This is a genomic window from Amycolatopsis sp. NPDC051045 (assembly GCF_040682955.1).
Lineage (GTDB): Bacteria > Actinomycetota > Actinomycetes > Mycobacteriales > Pseudonocardiaceae > Amycolatopsis.
In genome coordinates this window covers 61,592-80,660 of record NZ_JBFBCC010000031.1, presented here as the reverse complement: position 1 = coordinate 80,660, position 19,069 = coordinate 61,592, and the positions used below count along the sequence as shown (strand labels likewise).

Sequence of the window (19,069 nt, the reverse complement as noted above, 5' to 3'; positions counted from 1 at the left end):
TAGATCGAGACCGCCGTGTAGCCGGTGGCCTTCATCTTCTGCAGCACGTCCCGCCACAGGTCCGGGCTCGGCAGCCGGAACGGGTGGAACTCGCCCGACCAGACGACCTGACGGCGGCCGTCCAGCATCAGCGAGTACTTGTCGAAGCCGATCCGGTGCTGCGCGGGCGCCTGCGCGACGGCGGACGCGGGTGCCGCGCACAGCCCGGCCGCGACGAGCAGGGCCAGGACGAAGGCCGGCAACCGGCGCCGGGTCCTGCCGGGGTGGAGCATGGTCACGACCTCCGGGTCAGCCGATGAGCGGGGCGAGCCGGTCCGCGATCTTGCGGTGCCCGGCGTCGTTGGGGTGCACGTTGTCCACGGTGTCGGTCGCCTCGGTGATCCACCCTTCGGTGTTCACGAACCGGATCCTCGCGTCGCCCAGCGCGGCGACCGCGTTGCGCGTCTCGGTGACGAAGCGCTTCCGGAAGGTCTCCAGGGCGAGGATCGTGGCGTTCGGGTACTTGGCGCGGATGCGCTGGAGCAGCGTCACGTACGCGGCTTGGAACTGGGCGCCGGTGACGTGGTGCCCGGCGTCGTTGGTGCCGAGGTTCACGACGACGGTGGTGGCCTGGTAGCGCGCGAAGTTCCAGTCCGGAGTGGACGCGTCGAGGCCGGTCTTGAGGAACCGGTCCCGCATGCCGAGGCAGCCGTCGGCCGAGGGGTACAGGCAGGCGCCGCCGACCGCGATCTGCGTGTGCGCCTGGCCGAGCCGCTCGCCGACGAGCCAGCCGTACGCGGTCAGCGCCTGGGCGGACGACAGCTGGCCGACCGTGATCGAGTCACCGACGAACTCGATCAGCTTGGCCGGGACCGCCGCGGCGAACGTCGTCGCGCCGGCGTCCAGGGTGACGCCGCCGAAGACCGCGTCACCGTGGTAGGAACCCGCGACCGGGCGGTAGGACACGCGCAGCACGTGGTTGCCCGGGCTGAGGGGCCGCGGGGTCAGGTTCACCGTGCCGCTCACGTTCTTGTAGGGCACGAACGCGCCGCCGTCGATGCTCGCGAACAGGTCCACGGTGCCGCGTTGCTTCAGCTTCACCGTGGTGCCGGTGAACCCGGTGACCACGTACGCGCCGGCCCATTCGGAGACGTACGCGCTCGGCGAAGCGGTGTCCCAGCGCCCGAAGTACCTGATGTTGGTGTCGGTCGGCAGGCCGTTGCCCGCCGCGGCGGCCAGGGTCGCCGAGCTCAGCGCGGGGGCGAGGATCGGCGCCAGCCGGGCCGCGATCTTGGCGTGCCCGGCGTCGTTCGGGTGGCCGTCCCCGTCCGCGTAGTCGGTGCCGGTCGTCAGCCACCCTTCGGTGGTGATGAACCGGACCTTCGCGTCGCCCAGCGCGGCGACCGCGTTCTTCGTCTCGGTGACATAGCGCTTCTTCAGCGTCTCGAACGCGAACAGCGTCGCGTTCGGGTACTTGGCCCGGATGTCCCGCAGCAGCTTCGTGTACGCCGCTTGGAAGTCGGGCCCGCTGACGCCGTGGCCCGCGTCGTTCGTGCCGAGGTTGATCACGACGGCACCGGCCTGGTAGCGCGCGAAGTTCCAGGCCGCGTCACCGGTGCTGTCGGTCTTGAAGAACTGCGTGGCCTGCCCGACGCACCCGGAGGCGGCGACCAGGCAGTACCCGGAGCGGGCGATCTGCGTGTGCCGCACGCCCAGCTTCTCCCCCACCTGCCAGCCGTACGCGGACAGCGCGAGCTTGCTCGTCAGCGCGCCGTAGGTGATGGAGTCGCCGACGAATTCGACGAGCTTCGACGGGAGCGCCGGCGCGGCCGTCTTCGCCCCGGAGTCGAGGACAAGCCCCTGGAAAATGGTGTCGCCCGAGCGGTAGGACAACCGCAGGGAGTGGGTCCCGCCGGGCAATGCCGCCGGCGTCAACGAAACAACGCCCTTCACCCCCGCGTAGAACACGTCGGGGCCGTTGTCGATGCTCGCGTAGAAGTTCACCGCGTTGCGAGCCTTCACCTTCACCGTGGTCCCGGTGAACCCGGTGGTCAGGTAGGCGCCGGCCCAGTGCGGGACGGCCCCGGCGGATTCGGTGGTCCACCGGCCGACGTAGCCGAGGTTGGGGTCGGTGACCGGCACGTCCGTGGCCGCGGCCGCGGTGGCCGGGGCGACTGAGGCGGTGACGGACACCGCGAGCGCGACGCCGATCGTCGCGAAGAGCGCACGTAATCGGGGCATGGCGGGAACTCCGTTCCGGCGGAGGGATCAGTACACGTACGGCCAGCCGGCGCTGTCGTAGCCGATGAGGTTGATGCCGAGCTTGCCCGTCAGCGGCGTCGCGTCCGAGTAGTAGTAGTGGTAGACGAGCACGTCGGCGTCGGAGTCGTGCAGCACGGCGACGTGGCCGGGGCCGTGGACCGCGCCGTGGCTCGCCAGGATCTGCGTGCCGCCGCCGGCGGTCATCCGGACGCCATTGCGATCGGTGTACGGGCCGGTGATCGACGTCGAGCGGCCGACCATCACGCGGTAGGTGCTCTTGGTGCCCTGGCAGCACAGGTCCCACGAGACGAACAGGTAGTAGTAGCCGCCGTGCTGGATGATGAAGGGCGCTTCCTCGGCGGAGGTGCTGCCCGTGCGCTGGGCGATGCTGCGCAGCGCGGTGTCGCTGGTGCTGCGCTTGCCGGTCGCCGGGTCGAGCCGGATCATCTTGATGCCGGTCCACCACGAGCCGAAGCTCAGCCACCAGCGGCCCGCGGAGTCGACGAACAGGTTCGGGTCGATCGCGTTGTAGTCGTTGCTCGTGCTCGTCTGCACGACGATGCCCTGGTTCGTCCAGCTGCCCGGCAGCCCGGTCGTGCTGGTGGCGAGGAAGATCGCCGAGTTGCGCGAGCCCAGCGACGAAGCGGCGTAGTACAGGTAGTACTTGCCGTTGTGGAACGAGATGTCCGGCGCCCACAGGTATTCCGGCTTGGCCGGGTCGGTGAAGGGCGCGGTCCACGGCGCGCCGTTCGGCCAGACGGATCCGATCTTCGTGAAGTGGATCCGGTCGGTCGACCGGCGGATCTGCAGGTACTGGTCGGTGGAGTACAGCAGGTAGCTGCCGTCGGCCGCGCGGATCATCGACGGGTCGTGCACCGCCTCGATGTCCCCGGTCACGTAACCGGGGTCCGGGTAGGTCGCGGCCTGCGCGGCGGGGGCGCTCAGCAGGGCGGCGGCGACGGCGATGAGGGCCGGGAGACGGCGCAGGCTCATGGGATGTCCTCGGTTCGGCACTGATCCTGGACGCTGTTAGCGCTAACAGATGCTGACGGTCAAATGGTCGGCGGTCCCGCCGCGGGCGTCAAGGGCCGGACGGAGGTTTCCCGCCCCGGCCCTCGACGGCGTCGTCAGTGCACGGGGTTCCACCCGTCGCTGCCCGCGAGGTACCGCTGTGCGGTGTAGTTCGCGGCCTGGGAAGCCGGCAACTGCGGCCGGTCGGTGCCGGTGCCCGCACCCGGGCCGGTGTTGCGGTACTCGAAGAACCGCGCGTCCTTCCACGAGAAGCCCGACATGTCGGTCCACGGCGCCGGCTTGATCGCCGCCGGGAGCGACGTCTCGCGGATCAGGACCTGGGCGATGGCGTCGACGTCCCCGCCCGGGTGCCACGGGCGGCCCAGGTGGAAGCTCGCGTTGGCGGCCGAGCTGAGCACCTTGCTGCCGACGATCAGGAAGCCGTACGGGTTCGACCGCCGGGTGCTGGCCGCGGTCAGGTAGCCGTTGTTGCTGCTGGAACCGCGGTCGAGCAAGGTGATCGTCGCCCGGTCGAACACCGCGGTGGCGCGGCCGAAGAGGAAGTCGACGTCACCGCTGATGGCGCAGTTGCGGTAGTACTGGCGGCCGATCGTGCCGACGGCCGCGGTGTCGGCGTACAGGGTGTCCTGGTGCCCGAGGAAGGTGACGTTGTCGAAGACCATCCGGTCGCCGGTCGTCTTGACCGCCACCGCCTGGGTGTCGGTGATCTCCGGGTGGGCCTTGCGGTCGAAGGAGTTGCGGAAGGTCAGCGCGGTCGCGGTGAAGCCGTTCGCGGCGATCGTCGCGGTGGCGCTGCCCGTGGTGCCGTAGGTCGAGCCGTCGGGTTTCTTCGTGCCGCTGGCGTTGTTGTAGTCGATCACCACGTCGGCGGCGTTGCCGGTGGTGCCGCGCATCGTGATCCCGGTCTTGCTCGCGGGCACGGTGACGACTTCGCGGTAGGTCCCGGGTTTGATCGAGATCGTGCCGCCCGCCGCAACCGCGTTGATCCCGGCCTGCACGGTGGTGTAGTTCCCGGATCCGTCCTTGGCCACGACGACGTTCGCCACCGCGCCCGAAGCCGGCGGGGCGGCGAGCGACGCCCCGGCGAGCACCGACGCGACGAGCAGGGTCTTGAGCATGACGCCTCCACGGTGGAACGCGCCGGGGGTACCGGACGGCGGCCGCCACCCCCGGCGCGGGTCGGTTACTTGTAGGTGATGTTGGCCGCGGTGTAGAGGCAGTTCGTCGAGTCCGGGCCGCTGCCGATCTTCGTCGGCTCGCCGCTGGTCACGCCCTTGTACTTCGTGCAGGGCTCGAGCTTGCGGCTGGAGTCGCCGACGATGGTGATCCGCGTCAGCTTGGCGGTGTCGCCGTAGTTGGTGTTGATGCCGACCAGCGCCTTGCCGGGCACCGTGGCGGTGACGTTGTCCACGACGACGTTGCGCTTGTACTGCGTGCCGCAGTTGCCGCAGGAGCGGTACAGCTTGCCGAAGTCGTTGACCTGGAAGTTCCGGATGTACATCGTGCCGGGGCCGTTGTGCTGGAAGACCTTGTCCGACGCCTTGCGCGCGCCGCCGCCGTCGATGGTCATCGTCTGGGAGGCGGAGGTGCCCTTGAAGGTCGCGGCGTCTTCGCCGACGTCCTCCCACCAGACGTTGAGCAGCGTGCAGGTGCCGAGGCAGTGCACGCCGTCGGCGGCGGGGCTGCCCAGGACGACGTTCTTCAGCGTGGTGCCGTTGGCCAGCTGGAAGAGTGGGCTCTGGCCCTCGTCCTGGCCGCCGCTGCCGAGGTCGCCGGTGCCGTAGAACCGCTTGAGCCCGCCGTCGTAGGTGCCGCTGGTGACCTTGATCGTCGCGCCCACCGGCACGCTGGTGCTGGGGTTCGGCCAGGCGGCAGCCGACGCGGTGGCGCCGGTGCCGATGGCCGCCGAAACGACGAGCGCGGCGACCGCCGCCACCCGGATGATCCGGGACATTGCTGGGGGAATCATTCGTCACTCCCTGGTCTTGAGCTTCAATCGGCGCTGATGGAAAACGTCCGACCGGGTTGTGAAAGCGCTTTCTCGCCACCGAGTTTCGGGTTGCGGGCAGGCCGTGTCAATGTCGTTCGCCGCAGCGGCACGCATGTCGCCCGGATGGTCGCTGACGGCGGGGGTTTTCTGAAAACGCCGAAACTGTCGAAGGTTTCAGCGGCCGGGGCCGGCACCGGCCAGCACCCGCGCCGGGACCTGCCAGGTGGGGTCGAGGCGTTCGACGAAGGACGGCGTCCAGCCGACGTCCGCGCCGAGATCCGGGTCGTTGGCCGCGTTGTACTCGGCCAGCAGGTCGACCGGACGCGGCCACTGGTTGCCCTGGGCCACCAGCGTCCCGGTCGCGTGCAGCACCGTTCCCTTCCAGTAGTGCACCAGCTGACCCAAGGGGAGCCCCGCCGGGATGCGGAAGAAGTTGTTCTCCGCGTAGATGCGGGACTCCACCCCGACGCCCAGCGAGTACGTGTAGGCGGCCGGATCTTCCACCACGTAGAGGTTGTCGTAGACGTGCACCTGGCCGTACCGCACCCGCGGCGCGCGCTGCCCGATTTCGGAGAACAGGTTGTGGTGCAGGGTGACCCGCAGCTTGCCGACGTCGTAGGTGGGCTTGTCGGTGTTGCCGATCAGCATGGTCTTGTCGTGGTCGAGCAACCGGTTGTAGGACACCGTGACCAGGTCCGAACCGTTCACGATGTCCAGCAGCCCGTCGTGGACCTCGTACTTGCGGCCGAAGTACGACGGCTGCTGGTCGTTCCCGCCGTCGCTGAACTCGTTGTGGTCGACCCAGACGTGCGTCGCCCCGACCAGGTCGAGGTTGTCGTATTCGGAGTTCCAGTTGCCGTCGGCGGTGTCGAGGGGGTCCCACTGCGGGAAGCAGTCGTGGGCGTCGGAGAAGCTCAGGTTGCGCAGGATCACGTTGTCGCCGGTGACGCGCAGGGTCAGCCCGTGCAGGGTGGCGTGCCCGCCGAGCCCGACGATCGTCGTGTTCGAGCCGACGTCGAGCACGACCTGCTTCGCCTGGTTGGCCTGCGACCGCTCGCGCGCCTCTTCCAGCGGACCTGACGGCGGCACCCTGCCCCACGTCACGGGGTCGTACGCCGCCAGGTACGCCGGGAGGCTGTAGGCCGGGTCGGCGAAACCCTCGCAGCTCACCGGGCGGTCCGCGGCATCCACGTTGCCCTCGATCGTGCCGCGGACGTAGACGATCTTCGGCGCGCCCGGGTGCGCGGCCAGCGCGGCCGCGAGTTCGGAGCGCTTGGTCACCGTGCGGACGTCACCAGGAGCGGCGGCCGCCCCGCCGGTGGTCCCGGTGGTCGCCGCGGCCCAGCCGTCGTGCGCGCCCAGCACGACCCGGCCGGGGTCGCGGCCGTGCGCCTGGGCGGGTGCTGCGGTGAGCGTTGCTGATCCGGCCAAAAGTAGGCCGACCATCGCGCGGCACGCAACCGTTGCCACGAAGCCATTCGGCCGTGACTGTGGTCGGATCAGCAATGATCGGCACAGTAGACCGAGCAGGGCGAAGCACCCCGCGTAAGCCTTCCAGCGCATGTCGGCTCCTCTAGTCGGTGTCCTGTCTCGTGAGCACCCGCGCCGCGTGCCGGGCGAGCCCGGCGGCGTCCGGGGCGCCGTCGATGACGACGACGTGGTGGGTCAGGGTCAGCTCCTCACCCGGTTCGAGCAGCCACGGCCGGTGGTAGGTCGCGGCGAAGCTGACCACGGGGAACGGCTCGGCGCGGACGTACCAGGCCGTCGGGTGGGCCGCGTTCGCCGGGCTGTCGGCGAACAGCAGCGTCGAGGTCCGCAGGCTCTCGTCGTGCTGCCCGGTGAAGGCGAGCCACGGCGCGCGGTGCCCCATCGCGTCGGCCGCGGACTTCCCGTCCGAGGTCCGGACCGTGCCGCCGACGAACGAGCGTGGCCCGCGCCAGAACAGCCCGCCGTAGCCGGCGGTGTCCCGCCCTTCGGTCACCGGGCTCCCCCAGCGCAGCTCGTGGCCGCTGGTGTTGCGCAGCCGGCTGGACCAGGTGAGCGTCCAGTGCCCGCCACCCGGCGAGACGTCGCCGAAGCGCAGCGTGCGGTGCTCGGTGAGCCAGCGCCGGCCGGCCGCGGTGCGCCAGGCCAGCTCGTGCCGCAGTTCGCAGTGCCCGCCGGCGCCGTCGATGCTCTCCCAGCGGACGTGGCCGACGGTGCCGTTGTTGTCGAGCGGGGTGTAGCCGCGGCCGCGCACGTAGGTGCGGCCACCCCAGAAGTTCTCGCCGGACAGGTGGGCCATGGTGAACTGCAGGCCGTTGTGCCAGGTGTGGTCGTGCGGGCGGACCGCGGTCACCGTCTCCCCCGCGGTGGTGCGCAGCGGGTGCAGGTACGGCTTCGGCGAGTCCCCGGCCGGCGTCGGCGGCTCGACGACGTACTCGGCCAGGACGACGTCACCGAGGCGCACCCGCACCCGGCCGTCGTCCTCCTCGCCCACCTCGAGCGTCCCGTCCCCCACCGCCACCAGGCTCACGCCGGCTCCCCGATCTCCTCCAGCAGTTCCCCGACGGACACGGGCCGGCCGGTGGCCAGTGACCGGTTCGCGGCCAGCCCGGTGAGCAGGGCCTGCAGGCCGGCGTCGTGGTCGGCGGCGCAGCCGAGCGGGTCCGGTTCGGCGTCGTCGAGCAGCTCGGCGAGCATCCGCTCGTCCCCGCCGCCGTGCCCGTCGCCGAGGAGCCCGTCGAACACGGCTTCCGGCGGCTCCCAGTGCCGTTGCACGGTCAGCCGGGCCCGCGCCCGCTTCGGCACCGGCTCGGCGCCGGACGCGTACTCGTTCTCCCGGACGTCCAGCTCCAGCCGACCTTCGCTGCCGGAGAACGCGACGCGGTAGCCCTCCCGCGGCGAATACGCGTGCAGGTGGTAGTTCAGCACCGCCCCGCCGTGGTGGCGCACGAGCACCGACAGGTCGTCTTCGATGGTGACGCCGGGCGCGAACACGTCCTGGTTCCGGACGTACCCGTCTTCCCGCTCCGCGTCGCGGTAGAGCGCGCGCAGCTTGGGTGAGGCTTCGAGGTCCAGCGCGAACCGGTCGCCGGCGCTGCGGTGCCGGTGGCCGTTTTCGTCGCCGTAGAAGAACAGCCGTCCCAGCGCGAACACCGTCTCGGGCCCGCGGCCGAGCCACCAGTTGACGAGGTCGAAGTGGTGCCCGGACTTGTGCACGAGCAGGCCGCCGGAGTTGGCCTTGTCCCGGTGCCAGCGGCGGAAGTAGTCGGCGCCGTGCGCGGTGTCGAGCAGCCAGCTGAACTCGACCGAGCCGATCTCGCCGATCGTGCCGGCGGCCAGCAGCTCCCGCACCCGGCGGTGCACCGGGTTGTACCGGTAGTTGAAGGCGACCCGCACCGAGCGGCCCGTTTCGCGCCGGGCCGCCAGGATCCGCCGCGCGCCCTCGACGTCGGTCGTCATGGGCTTTTCCGTGACGACGTCGCAGCCGGCCTCGAGCGCGGCGACGACGTACTCGGCGTGCGTGTGGTCCGGAGTGCACACGACGACCACGTCGATGCGTTCCTTCGCCAGCATGGCGGCGAAGTCCGCCGGCCGGTAGGCCGGCACGGACGTGCCGAGCCAGTCGTTGTGGACCCGCATGCGGGTCTCGTTGTGGTCGCAGAAGGCCGCGAGCTCCGCCCGCGGCGACGCGGCCAGTGCCCGGGCGAACAGCTGGGCCCGTGAGCCCAGGCCGACGATCGCGTGACGACGCACCACCATCACCTCATCTCTTTCAGGCTCGTTCAGGCGCGCGTACCGGCGCCGGTCCAGGGCAGGGCGAGTTCGGAGAAGAGCGCGAGCCGCTCGGCCGCGGTGTCGACGTCGCGGTCGACGCCCGGCACGACGAAGTGCCGGTCGGGGCCGCTGCCGACGGCGTGGACCCATTCGGCCGGCAGCGGCAGCGGTTCGGGCGCGTCGCGGACCGCCTCCACCAGCGCGGTGAACGCGCGGGTCGCGGCCAGCGGGGCCAGCAGCGGCTCGCCGCCGCGGACGTGGGCCACGAGGTTGGCCAGCAGGTCCCGGGGCGGGGCAACCGGCACCCGGGTGTCGCCCACGATGACGAGATCGGTCTTGTAGTGCCAGCGGATCCGGCCCGCCGAGCCGTGGACCAGCACGTACGGTTCGTGGTCGGCCTCGGCGTCCAGCGTGGCCGCGACGACGACGTCCGGCGCCCCGGCGAAGCTCAGCCGCGCACAGGCCGTGTCGTCCGACTCGATGTCCCGGGCCCGGTACAGCTCGACGGCGGTCCGCTCCGGCAGGACCCCGGCAGTGCCGTTGACCAGCAGGGCGGTCGCGACGGCGTGGGCAAACGGGTTGGTCAGCGCCCCGTCCACCACCGGCTGCCCGCCGACGCGGCGGCGGCCCGCCCACTCGGCGCGCGCGAAGTACCGGTCCCGCCGGATCCACGCCCCGGCGGCGGCGATGCCGGTGACCGTGCCGATCTCGCCGTTTTCGACCGCCGCCCGCACCACCGGGACCGCGGCCGAGCCGAAGCTCTGGAACCCGGTCTGGCAGGCGCGGCCGCGGTCCCGCGCGAGCCGGTCCAGTTCGTCGAACGCCGCGAGGTCCAGCACCGGCGGCTTTTCGACGAGCAGGTGGCAGCCCGCGGCGAGCGCGAGCCGCGCCAGGGGCAGGTGGGTGTGGGGCGGGGTCGCCACCACGGCGATGTCCGGGGTGGTGCGGGCCAGCAGCTCCGCCGCGTCCCGGGTGACGACTGCGGCCGCGGGCAGCAGCACGCGGGCCTCCTCCGGTGGCTCGCGGATGTCGCACGCCCCGGCGAGGACGATCTCGCCGCGGTCGTGCAGCGCGCGGGCGCGGCGCAGGTGCTGGCCCGCGTAGCCGGCCGTGCCGAAGACGACCACCGCAGGAATCATCGGTGGCCGCCGGTCGCCACCGCGGCCAGGGAGAGGGGCCCGGCCACCACGAGCACCAGGATCGGCAGCATCCACACGAGCAGGCCAGCGAGACCGACGGCGGCGGCCAGAAACACCCCGTTCCCCGGCGATGCGGCGGTTTCCCGCGCCGCGGTCACGAATGCCCGGCGCCAGACCGGGCCGCCGGGTGTGTCACCCGCCGCTCCGGCCGCACGGGGCCAGGCACGACCGCCGGCCGCCACCCCGGCTTCGCGGCGAGCCGAGCCGCCCGTCGCCACCACCTCGCAAGTCCGCACCGCCACGACCACGCCCGCCACCGCCAGCACCCACAACGCCGGCCGCAGCACGCCGGCACCCGGCATCGAAGCCACCACTTCCAGGTCCACCGCGAACGCCACCACCGCGGCGAGGCACCCGAGCCCGAACGGCACACCGCCCCGCGCGGCCTCGCGGAAGTCCGCCCAGAACGTCGTCCACAGTGGACTCCCGAGGTCGCGCCGGGTCCGGTCCAGCACCCGGCAGCCCGCCGTGAACGCCGGGGCCGCCGTCACCACGGGCACCGACGCGAGCGCGACGAGCAACCCCGCCAGCAGGCAGTCCGAGAAGTCACCGAGCCCGGTTCGCCACTCGGTTCGCCTTCGGGTCCGCATCACCTCACCCCTTCAGGCCGCTGGTGCTGACGCCTTCGACCAGCAGGCGCTGGAAGGCGAGGAAGAACAGCACGATCGGGACGAGCGCGAGCGCGGACATCGCGAACATCGCGCCGAAGTTCGACTCGCTGCTGGTGTCCACGAACAGCCGCAGGCCGAGCGGCACGGTGAACTTCTCCGTGTCGTTCAGGTACACCATCTGCGTGAAGAAGTCGTTCCAGGTCCAGATGAACGTGAAGATCGACGTCGTGACCAGCGCCGGTTTCGACAGCGGCAGCACGACGTGCCAGAACGTGCGGTAGACCGAGCAGCCGTCGATGATCGCCGCTTCGTCGAGCTCCCGCGGGATCCCCCGCATGAACTGGACGATCAGGAAGACGAAGAACGCCTCGGTGGCCAGCAGCTTCGGCAGGATCAGCGGGACGAACGTGTTGACCAGGCCGGCCTGCTGGAAGATCACGTACTGCGGGATGAGCGTGACGTGGTAGGGCAGCATCAGCGTCGTGATCATGAACGCGAACAGTGCGCCCCGGAACCGGAACTTCAGCCGGGCGAAGGCGAACGCGGCCAGCGAGCACGACAGCACGTTCGCCGCCACCGACAGCCCGGCCACCAGGAAGGAGTTGAGGAAGAACCGGCCGAACCCGACGCCCGCCGCTCCCTCCCAGCCCTTCGTGTAGCCGTCGAAGACGAACCGGGTCGGCAGCAGCGCCAGCCGCGAGAGGATCTCGTCCGGCGGCTTGACCGACGCGAACGCCAGCCACACCAGCGGGTAGAGCACCACGGCGACGATGACCAGGCACAGCACGTGCCAGCCGAACGACCGCGCCGTGCGCGGCAATACGGTCATTTGTTCTCCCCTGTGCTTTCCACGTCGTCGTAGAACACCCAGAGCTTCGCGGTCCGGAACACGATCGCCGTCACGATCGCGATGACCACCAGCAGCACCCACGCCATCGCGGACGCGTAGCCCATCCGGAAGTCCTGGAAGCCGACCTCGAACAGGTACAGCGTGTAGAACAGGTCCGCGTCGGCCGGCCCGCCGCGGCCGCCGCCGATGACGAACGCCGGGGTGAACGCCTGGAAGGCGTGGATCGCCTCCATCACCAGGTTGAAGAAGATCACCGGCGACAGCATGGGCAGTGTGATGTGCCGGAACCGGCGGAACGCGCCCGCGCCGTCGATCGCCGCCGCTTCGTGCAGCTCCGCCGGGATCTGCTTGAGCCCGGCCAGGAAGATCACCATCGGCGCGCCGAACTGCCACACCCCCAGCAGCACGATCGAGGCGAGGCTGAACTGCGGGTCGTCGACCCAGCTCGGGGTGTGCCAGCCGAAGAAGGCCAGTACCTCGTTGACCGGGCCGCCGCCCATGAACAGCGCCCGCCACACCAGCGCCGCCGCGACGCTCGCGCCGAGCAGCGACGGCGCGTAGAACGCCGCCCGGTAGAAGCCGTTGGCGCCGCGGCGGGTGTTGAGCAGCATCGCCACCAGCAGCGACACCGTGAGCTTCAGCGGCACCGAGACCAGCACGTAGATCAGCGTGACCTTCACCGACTGCAGGTAGCGGTCGTCGTCGGTGAACATGTGCGTGAAGTTGCCGAAGCCGACCCACTTCGGCGCCGTGAACATGTCGTAGTCGGTGAACGACAGGTACAGCGAGACCACCATCGGGCCGACGGTCAGCGCCACCGCGCCGAGCAGCCAGGGGGTGAGGAAGGCGAACGCCTCCGGCTGGCTCTTCCGGCGGCGCCCGGCCGGGGAGTCCCGGCGCCGGCCCCGCGCGGCCGACGCCGGGGGCGCGACCGGCGGGTCCGGCGTGCGCAGGGTCGTCATCGGCTAGGACAGTCCCTTCTGGGCTTCGGTCATGAACCGGTTGACCGCGTCGTCGATGCTCATCCGGCCGAACGCGACTTCTTCGTACGTGCGCTGCAGGAGCTTCTGGATCGCACCGGCACCCTTCGGCGGCACCGGCGGTGCGGCCCCGAGCTTCGGTTCGAGCGCGGCTTCGTAGTCGTAGAGGGTCTTGTCGTTGCCGGTCGCGCCGGCCGCCAGCTGCGCGCGGACCTTCAGGTTCGGGGCGAGGCCGCGGTCGGTGCCGACGATCTTGCCGACCTCGGGGTCGTTGACCAGGAAGTCGACGAGCTTCGCCGCCGCCTCCTGCTGCTGGCTGCGCGCCGAGACCGCCAGGAACATCGACGGCCGCCGGTACTGCCCGGTGTCGCCGTTCGCCGCGCTCGGGTACGGCGCCACGTTCAGCGGCTTGCCGTTCGCCTTCTGGTACGCGGGCAGCAGGTTGTCGTAGGCGAATTCCGAGCTGGTCAGCTTCTTGCCGAGCGGGGACTGCTCGGGCGAGGTGTTGTAGGAGGCGGTGACGTCCGCCGGCGAGGCGCCCTTGGTGTCGCGGAACTTGCTCGCCAGCTGCCAGTAGCGGCGCAGGTCGTCGGCGGCGAAGCCGAGCTTGCCCTCCGGGGTGTAGAACTGCTTGCCCTGCTGGCGCAGCCAGATCTCCAGGGGCGTGTCGAGGATGCCGAAGTCGGTCACCCCGCGTGCCGAGCCCGCCGCGCTGACCTTCTGGGCCGTCTCGGCGTACTGGTCCCAGGTCATGCCCTTGGCCGGGTCCGCGCCCGCCGCCGTGAAGGCCGCGGGGTCGTAGATCATCGCCGGGGTGTTCTGCGCCCACGGCACGGCGTACCGCTTGCCCTGGTACACCCCGGTGGCCGCCAGCTCGGGGTTGATGTCGGCGAGTGAGATCGCCTTCCCCGCGCCGGAGTTCAGATCGGCCAGGACGTTGCGGCCGCCGTATTCGGCCAGGTAGCGGCTGTCGACGTTGAGCACGTCCGGCGGCTTGCCCCCGGCCGTCTGCGTCGCCAGCTTCTCCCAGTAGGCCGCGTACGCCGAGAACGACGTCTGCACCTTGATCGTGGGGTTCTTCTGCTGGAACAGCTCGACGGCCTTCTTCGTCAGGTTCGCCCGCCCCTCGCTGCCCCACCAGACGAAGTTGATGGTCACGTCGCCGCCGCCGCCGGAGTCCGTGCCGCAGGCGGCCACCCCCGTCAGCAGCAGCGGAACCACCACGGCCAGCGCGGCGATTCTCCGCCCCTTGGTCCTACGCTCAGTTCTCCGACCCATCGAGCTCTCCGTCCTCAGCCGGTCAGCACTTTTCTGAAAACGCTGTCAGCGCGCTCACGGTAGGCAGTGCGCCACGCCGGTGTCAACGGCCAATTCGGAACTGTAGCCCTTGTGCAGCAAGCTTTTCGGCGTTCAGCGGGCAGGATGAGAAAGCGCTTACCGGAACCGGGTCGGCAACCGGGCCGTCAGCGCGATGAGCACCGGGGCGTTATCCGGTGCGTTCGGCGGTCTCCGCTTTCGGGCCGCCTCCCGGCCGTCGCGAAGCACTCGCCCACGGGACGCCGATCTCGGAGAACAGCGCCAGCCGGTCCGCGGCGACGGCGACCTCTTCGCCGATCCCCCGCACGACCGGGTGCCGGCTCGCCCCTTCGCCGACGGTGCGGATCCAGCCCGCCGGGATCCGCGACGGCGACGGCGCGTCCCGCACCGCTTCGACCACCGAAGCGAACGCCCGGGTCCCGGACAACGGCGCGAGCAGCGGCACGCCCGCCGGGTCGAGGTGGTGGGCGATCAGGTTGCGCAGCAGGTCGGCCGGTTCGCCGAGGTGGACCCGCTCGTCGTCGAACTCGAGGCGGTGGCTCTTGTACCAGAACTTCGCGCGCCCCCGCTCGCCGTGCACCACGACGTAGGGCTCGTGGTCCTGCTCGGCGCACAGCGAGGCGGCGACGACGATCTCGGGCCCGTCGCCGAACCGGATGCGCAGGCACGCGGTGTCGTCGGCTTCGATGTCGCGCGTGCCGTAGAGCTCGAGGACGATTTCCGCCGGGTCACGCCCGGCGACCCCGCCGACGAGCAGGGCGGTGGCCACCGCGTGCGAGAACGGGTTGGTCAGGACGCCGTCGACGACGGCCTCGCCGTCGAGCCACCGGCGCCCGGCCCACGGGTTGCGCCGGTAGTAGGCGTCGGTGCGGATCCACGCCCCGGCCGCGCCGACGCCGACCACGTCCCCGAGCTTCCCGGCGGCGATCGCCGCCCCCAGGACGGGCAGGACCGGCGAGCCGAAGCTCTGGAACCCGGTCTGGCACGCCGCTCCGGTCTCCGCGGCCAGCCGGGACAGCGTGGTGAAGCCGTCGAGGTCGAGCACCGGCGGGGTCTCCAGCAGCAGGTCGCTGCCCGCCCGCAGCACCGCGCCGCCCACCTGCACGTGCGCGTGCGGCGGCGTCGCGACCACGGTGATGTCGGGGCGGCAACGGCGCAGCAGGTCGTCGACGCCGGCGTGCGCGGTGGCGCCCGGTGGCAGCAGCGCGCTGGCGGCCGCGGACGGCGGCCGGATGTCGGCCATGCCGGCGAAGCGGACCAGGCCCTCGTCGTGCAGGATCCGCGCGCGGTGCAGGTAGCTGAACGCGTAGCCGGACGTGCCGACGACCGCCAGCCTCGGCGGGTCCGCCACGGTGCGGCTCCGGCTCCCCGACATGGATCTCCGATCGGCGGGACCCGGTGCGGGCCGCGCGGAACTGACGAATGGGTCAGGAGTTCGGGAGAAACTTCCGGTCGCCACCGTAGGGCGTCCGCGACAAACGTGTCAATACACGGGACACCGGCGTCGAATCCGTCGAACCGCCGGTACTCCGAACGGCGGCCGGACTTTCGAGATAGCGCTTACTGGAATAGACCTGTTCGCGCTGCAAGCGATGACCGCGGTTTGCAGGATTTGTTGACAACGCTCTCAGGCGTTTCCATGATGTTGCTCGGAGCCTGCCGAGGAGTTGCCGTGAGCGTGACCATTCACGACGTCGCCCGCCGGGCCAACGTGTCCATCTCGACCGTGTCGCGGGCCTTCACGTCCCCGGACCTGGTCCGGCAGCAGACCCGCACCCGGGTGCTGGCCGCGGCGCACGAGCTGGGCTACCACGCGGCCGGCGCGCCGCAGCCGGGGCCCGCGGTCCGCACCGGGCACATCGGGATCGTGGTCTCGGACCTGGGCAACCCGTTCTTCACCGGCGTGCTCAACGGCGTCCAGGCCCGCGCGCGGCAGGACGACATCGCGGTGCTGTTCGCCAACAGCGACGAGGACCCGGCGACCGAGCAGAACCTCGTCCGCCGGATGGCCAAGCAGGTCGACGGCGTCGTGCTGTGCAGCCCGAGCATGACCGACGACCAGCTGCGCGTGCTCGCCGGGCAGACGACCCTGGTGCTGCTCAACCGGGAGGTGCCGGGGATCCCGTCGATCGTGATGGACGCCGCGGACGGGATGCGGCAGGTGATCGAGCACCTGGCCGCGCTGGGCCACCGCCGCTGCGCCTACCTCGGCGGGCCACGGGCGTCGTGGGCGAACCGGGCCCGTAGACAAGGCCTGGCCGAGACTGCGGACCGGCACGGCACGGAAGTCGTCGAGTTCGGCCCGTTCCCGCCGGTGTTCGAGGGCGGCCTGCAGGGCGCGGACCTGGCGCTGGCGGCGGACGTGACGGCGATCGTCGCCTACAACGACCTCGTCGCCTTCGGCGCGCTGGCGCGGCTGAACGCCCGCGGCGTGCCGGTGCCGGACGAGGTCAGCCTGGTGGGCTTCGACGACCTGGTGTTCGCCGCGATCTCGGCGCCCCCGCTGACGACCATCGCGATGCCGACGGAGGCGGCGGGCCGCGCGGCGGTGACGATCCTGCTGGGCCTGCTCGACGGCGAGGCCGACGAGCACACGACGCAGGTGCTGGACACCCACCTCATCGTCCGCGCCACCACGGCCCCGCCGGCGCTCGCCCGGCGCCGTGCCTGAGTCGTTCCCGGCGTCGCCGCCGGTCAGCCGCCGAAGACGTGGCGGTCCAGGAACGGGTTCCGGAACTTGCCCTGCGGGTCGAGGGTCTTCGCCAGCGCCCGGAAGTCGGCCAGCCGCGGGTACCCCGCGTCGAGGCCGCCGCCGTGGAAGAGCTTGCCCCAGTGCGGGCGCGCCCCGAACGGGGCCAGGCGCTCCTCCAGCACCGGCAGCAGCTTTTCGACCTCCGGCTGCCGCGGCTGCCACGTGAAGTGCAGGGCCACCCGGTCGCCGCCGTGGCACGGGCTCAGCCACAGGTCGTCGCCCGCGATCGCGCGGATTTCCGAGACCAGCAGCAGCGGCGCGACGAGGTGCCAGATCTCGCGCACCGCTCGCACCGCGGCGGCGGCAGCGCTGTAGGGCACGAAGTACTCCGTCTGCAGCTCGTCCCCGACGCTCGGGGTGAAGGCCAGCGCGAAGTGCGGGAGCCGCTCGTGCCACGGGCCCGGGATCCCCTGTTGCGGCGTGCAGTTGTCCGCGGGGATGCCGGCCGCGTGCGCCGGGTGCCGGGGCCCGTCGGCGGGGACCGCGCCGAAGAGCTCCGGCCGCTCGGTGAAGGCGTCGACGCGGCTCTTGACCCACACCAGGTCGATCGCGTCGTTCGCCCAGTTCGTGAACAGGCTGACGCTGTAGCCCGCGTCTTCGATCTCGTCGAAGTGCCGGTAGGCGGCCTCCCACGGCAGGCCGTCGAAAACGTCCTGCCGGACGTCGAACGCGGGCACCACGTCGAGGGTCAGCCGGGTGACGACGCCGAGCGCGCCTAGGCCGACGACGACTCCGGGGAACGCGGGGTCGTCGCGGGTGAACGTCCGCAGCTCGCCGTCCGCGGTGACCAGTTCCACCGCCGAGACGGCCGCGGCGAGCCCCGGCTGGCGCCGCCCGGAGCCGTGGGTGCCGGTCGCGACGCTGCCGGCCACCGTGATGTGCGGCAGTGACGCGAGGTTCGGCAGCGCGAAGCCCGCGGCGTGCAGCTGCTGCGCGAAGTCGCCGTAGCGGGCCGACCCGCCGACGGTCACGGTGCCGTCGCCGATCTCGACCGGCACGTCGAGGGCGCGCAGGTCCAGCAGGACCCCGCCCGGGGAGTCCGCGATGTCGTTGAAGCAGTGCCGGCTGCCGAGTGCCTTGACCCGGGACGCGGCGGCGACGGCGGCCCGCACCTCGTCGACCGTGCGCGGGGTGACCACCGCGTCCGCGCCGTAGGTGTGGTTCCCGGCCCAGTTCGACTCGCGCACCCGCCATGTCCTTCCGCCGTACGAGATCCCCGCTCCCGACCCTACGTGAGCCGCGGCGGCGCTCAGCGCGCCGGGATGATCGCCTGGTGGGGGCCGGCGAGGCCGTGCGGGCTGAGCAGCCGGCCCATCCGCTTCGGCATCCGCAGCGTGATCGCGCGGTCGAGGACGCGCGCGCCGGGAGCAGCTTCGGCCAGCCGGGCCTCGTAGGCCGGACAATCGCCCGGCACCCGCAGCCACGCCGACACCACGAGATTGCCTTCGCCCACCACCGCCGCCGAGAGCCGCGTCTCCGGCAGCTGCGCGATCGCCGCGCCGGCGCGATCGAGCGCCGGCGCCTCGACCTCGAGGCGGTAGCCCGCGATCACCGGCCAGCCCGCCGGGACGTGCGCGAGGTCGCACCGGAAGTCCAGTTCGTGGTTGCGCAGCATCCGCGCCAGCGTGCGCCGCACCGCCGACTCGCTCATCCCGCAGTCCCGGGCCAGGACCGCGTAACTGCGCCGCCCGTCCTCCCCGAGGGACTCCACCAGCGCGCGCAGGCCGCGGTCGTTCCACTGCTGCGGCACGACCAGCCGGGCCTGCACCGCGGTGTCGTCCAGCACCGCCCGCTGCTCCGGGGCCAGCGCGTCCACCAGCCACCCGCTGCCTTCCCGGTAGACGCGGGTCGCGACGGCGAAGCGGACCTCCCGCACCCCGGGCAGGGTGCCGATGCGGCCGGTGACCAGCGCGTCCAGCGCGTCGAGGTCGCGCGCGGCCAGACCGAGGAACAGGGCGAACCGGCTGGTCGTGCGCTCGACGCTGAACACCGGCGGCCAGCTGCACAGTTCCTGGGTCAGGCCGCTCAGCGCATCCGGGCGGCAGGCCAGGTCTACGTAGCCGACCGTGGTCGTCGGCGGCGTGGAGTAGGCGGTGAGCCAGGCCAGCCCGGCGGCCTGCAGCCGCTCCCAGCGGCGGGCCGCCGTCGTCGCGTCGGTGCCCACGGCGGCGGCGATGCGCGTCCACGGCGCCCGCGGGTCGCGCTGCAGGGCCTCCACCAGCGCGAGGTCGGACGCGCTCGGTCCCGGGCGCGCCGCGTCCGGCTGCGCACCGGGGGAAACGGGTATGGCCGATGGTGGCCTGGTCATGATCGGCTGCCGAGGGGCCGCCGGGTCCAC

17 protein-coding genes are annotated in these 19,069 nt (G+C 71.7%); 1 reads left to right on the top strand and 16 read right to left on the bottom strand.

Going from position 1 to position 19,069, the window contains the following annotated elements; genetic code table 11:
- From AB0M80_RS39975 to AB0M80_RS39910, 14 genes are all read right to left on the bottom strand, one after another.
- Positions 1-272, bottom strand: a 272-nt coding sequence (locus AB0M80_RS39975; RefSeq protein ID WP_364575340.1) for a beta-galactosidase, incomplete at its 3' end; no start/stop codon positions are given.
- A gap of 16 nt (positions 273-288) precedes the next feature.
- Positions 289-2,220, bottom strand: a complete 1,932-nt coding sequence (locus tag AB0M80_RS39970; RefSeq protein ID WP_364575338.1) for a GDSL-type esterase/lipase family protein — start codon at positions 2,218-2,220, stop codon at positions 289-291.
- A 27-nt stretch (positions 2,221-2,247) separates the two neighbouring features.
- Complete coding sequence (locus AB0M80_RS39965; protein ID WP_364575336.1) at positions 2,248-3,234, bottom strand: arabinan endo-1,5-alpha-L-arabinosidase; 987 nt, start codon at positions 3,232-3,234, stop codon at positions 2,248-2,250.
- A gap of 134 nt (positions 3,235-3,368) precedes the next feature.
- Positions 3,369-4,391 (bottom strand): pectinesterase family protein, encoded by a 1,023-nt coding sequence (locus AB0M80_RS39960; RefSeq protein ID WP_364575335.1) that lies wholly within the window; start codon positions 4,389-4,391, stop codon positions 3,369-3,371.
- Positions 4,392-4,456: 65 nt separating this feature from the next.
- Positions 4,457-5,227 (bottom strand): pectate lyase, encoded by a 771-nt coding sequence (locus AB0M80_RS39955; protein ID WP_364575352.1) that lies wholly within the window; start codon positions 5,225-5,227, stop codon positions 4,457-4,459.
- Between the two features lie 210 nt (positions 5,228-5,437).
- Positions 5,438-6,733: a pectate lyase gene (locus tag AB0M80_RS39950; protein WP_364575333.1), complete on the bottom strand. Its 1,296-nt coding sequence runs from the start codon at positions 6,731-6,733 to the stop codon at positions 5,438-5,440.
- A gap of 103 nt (positions 6,734-6,836) precedes the next feature.
- Positions 6,837-7,778 carry a PmoA family protein gene (locus AB0M80_RS39945; RefSeq protein WP_364575331.1) on the bottom strand — a complete coding sequence of 314 codons (942 nt, stop codon included), beginning with the start codon at positions 7,776-7,778 and terminating at the stop codon, positions 6,837-6,839.
- Positions 7,775-9,007: a Gfo/Idh/MocA family oxidoreductase gene (locus AB0M80_RS39940; protein WP_364575329.1), complete on the bottom strand. Its 1,233-nt coding sequence runs from the start codon at positions 9,005-9,007 to the stop codon at positions 7,775-7,777. The genes AB0M80_RS39945 and AB0M80_RS39940 overlap by 4 nt, the downstream gene beginning before the upstream one ends.
- Before the next feature lie 23 nt (positions 9,008-9,030).
- A complete protein-coding gene (locus AB0M80_RS39935; RefSeq protein ID WP_364575327.1) occupies positions 9,031-10,161 on the bottom strand; it encodes a Gfo/Idh/MocA family oxidoreductase in 1,131 nt (376 codons plus the stop codon).
- Positions 10,158-10,811, bottom strand: a complete 654-nt coding sequence (locus tag AB0M80_RS39930) for a DUF624 domain-containing protein (RefSeq protein WP_364575325.1) — start codon at positions 10,809-10,811, stop codon at positions 10,158-10,160. Before AB0M80_RS39930 ends, AB0M80_RS39935 begins: the two co-directional genes overlap by 4 nt.
- Before the next feature lie 4 nt (positions 10,812-10,815).
- Positions 10,816-11,661, bottom strand: a complete 846-nt coding sequence (locus AB0M80_RS39925) for a carbohydrate ABC transporter permease (RefSeq protein ID WP_364575323.1) — start codon at positions 11,659-11,661, stop codon at positions 10,816-10,818.
- Complete coding sequence (locus AB0M80_RS39920) at positions 11,658-12,644, bottom strand: sugar ABC transporter permease (RefSeq protein WP_364575321.1); 987 nt, start codon at positions 12,642-12,644, stop codon at positions 11,658-11,660. The genes AB0M80_RS39925 and AB0M80_RS39920 overlap by 4 nt, the downstream gene beginning before the upstream one ends.
- 3 nt (positions 12,645-12,647) lie before the next feature.
- Positions 12,648-13,886 (bottom strand): extracellular solute-binding protein, encoded by a 1,239-nt coding sequence (locus AB0M80_RS39915; protein WP_364575319.1) that lies wholly within the window; start codon positions 13,884-13,886, stop codon positions 12,648-12,650.
- Positions 13,887-14,148: 262 nt separating this feature from the next.
- Entirely contained in the window at positions 14,149-15,354 is a 1,206-nt protein-coding gene (locus tag AB0M80_RS39910; RefSeq protein WP_364575317.1) for a Gfo/Idh/MocA family oxidoreductase, read from the bottom strand.
- A gap of 297 nt (positions 15,355-15,651) precedes the next feature.
- On the opposite strand from AB0M80_RS39910, the gene AB0M80_RS39905 reads away from it, so the two are divergent.
- Positions 15,652-16,650, top strand: a complete 999-nt coding sequence (locus AB0M80_RS39905) for a LacI family DNA-binding transcriptional regulator (protein ID WP_364575315.1) — start codon at positions 15,652-15,654, stop codon at positions 16,648-16,650.
- 23 nt (positions 16,651-16,673) lie between these two features.
- On the opposite strand, the gene AB0M80_RS39900 is transcribed toward AB0M80_RS39905, so the two are convergent.
- Together AB0M80_RS39900 and AB0M80_RS39895 are read right to left on the bottom strand one after the other, a co-directional pair.
- Positions 16,674-17,918, bottom strand: a complete 1,245-nt coding sequence (locus AB0M80_RS39900; RefSeq protein WP_364575313.1) for an FAD-binding protein — start codon at positions 17,916-17,918, stop codon at positions 16,674-16,676.
- Positions 17,919-17,980: 62 nt separating this feature from the next.
- Positions 17,981-19,039, bottom strand: a complete 1,059-nt coding sequence (locus AB0M80_RS39895) for an Lrp/AsnC family transcriptional regulator (RefSeq protein WP_364575311.1) — start codon at positions 19,037-19,039, stop codon at positions 17,981-17,983.
- Positions 19,040-19,069 lie beyond the last annotated feature (30 nt).

Coding starts and splice junctions, on each gene's coding strand:
- AB0M80_RS39970 (WP_364575338.1), bottom strand. CDS start 2,220: ATGCCCCGATTACGTGCGCTCTTCGCGACGATCGGCGTCGCGCTCGCG.
- AB0M80_RS39965 (WP_364575336.1), bottom strand. CDS start 3,234: ATGAGCCTGCGCCGTCTCCCGGCCCTCATCGCCGTCGCCGCCGCCCTG.
- AB0M80_RS39960 (WP_364575335.1), bottom strand. CDS start 4,391: ATGCTCAAGACCCTGCTCGTCGCGTCGGTGCTCGCCGGGGCGTCGCTC.
- AB0M80_RS39955 (WP_364575352.1), bottom strand. CDS start 5,227: ATGTCCCGGATCATCCGGGTGGCGGCGGTCGCCGCGCTCGTCGTTTCG.
- AB0M80_RS39940 (WP_364575329.1), bottom strand. CDS start 9,007: ATGGTGGTGCGTCGTCACGCGATCGTCGGCCTGGGCTCACGGGCCCAG.
- AB0M80_RS39935 (WP_364575327.1), bottom strand. CDS start 10,161: ATGATTCCTGCGGTGGTCGTCTTCGGCACGGCCGGCTACGCGGGCCAG.
- AB0M80_RS39930 (WP_364575325.1), bottom strand. CDS start 10,811: ATGCGGACCCGAAGGCGAACCGAGTGGCGAACCGGGCTCGGTGACTTC.
- AB0M80_RS39925 (WP_364575323.1), bottom strand. CDS start 11,661: ATGACCGTATTGCCGCGCACGGCGCGGTCGTTCGGCTGGCACGTGCTG.
- AB0M80_RS39920 (WP_364575321.1), bottom strand. CDS start 12,644: ATGACGACCCTGCGCACGCCGGACCCGCCGGTCGCGCCCCCGGCGTCG.
- AB0M80_RS39910 (WP_364575317.1), bottom strand. CDS start 15,354: ATGTCGGGGAGCCGGAGCCGCACCGTGGCGGACCCGCCGAGGCTGGCG.
- AB0M80_RS39895 (WP_364575311.1), bottom strand. CDS start 19,039: ATGACCAGGCCACCATCGGCCATACCCGTTTCCCCCGGTGCGCAGCCG.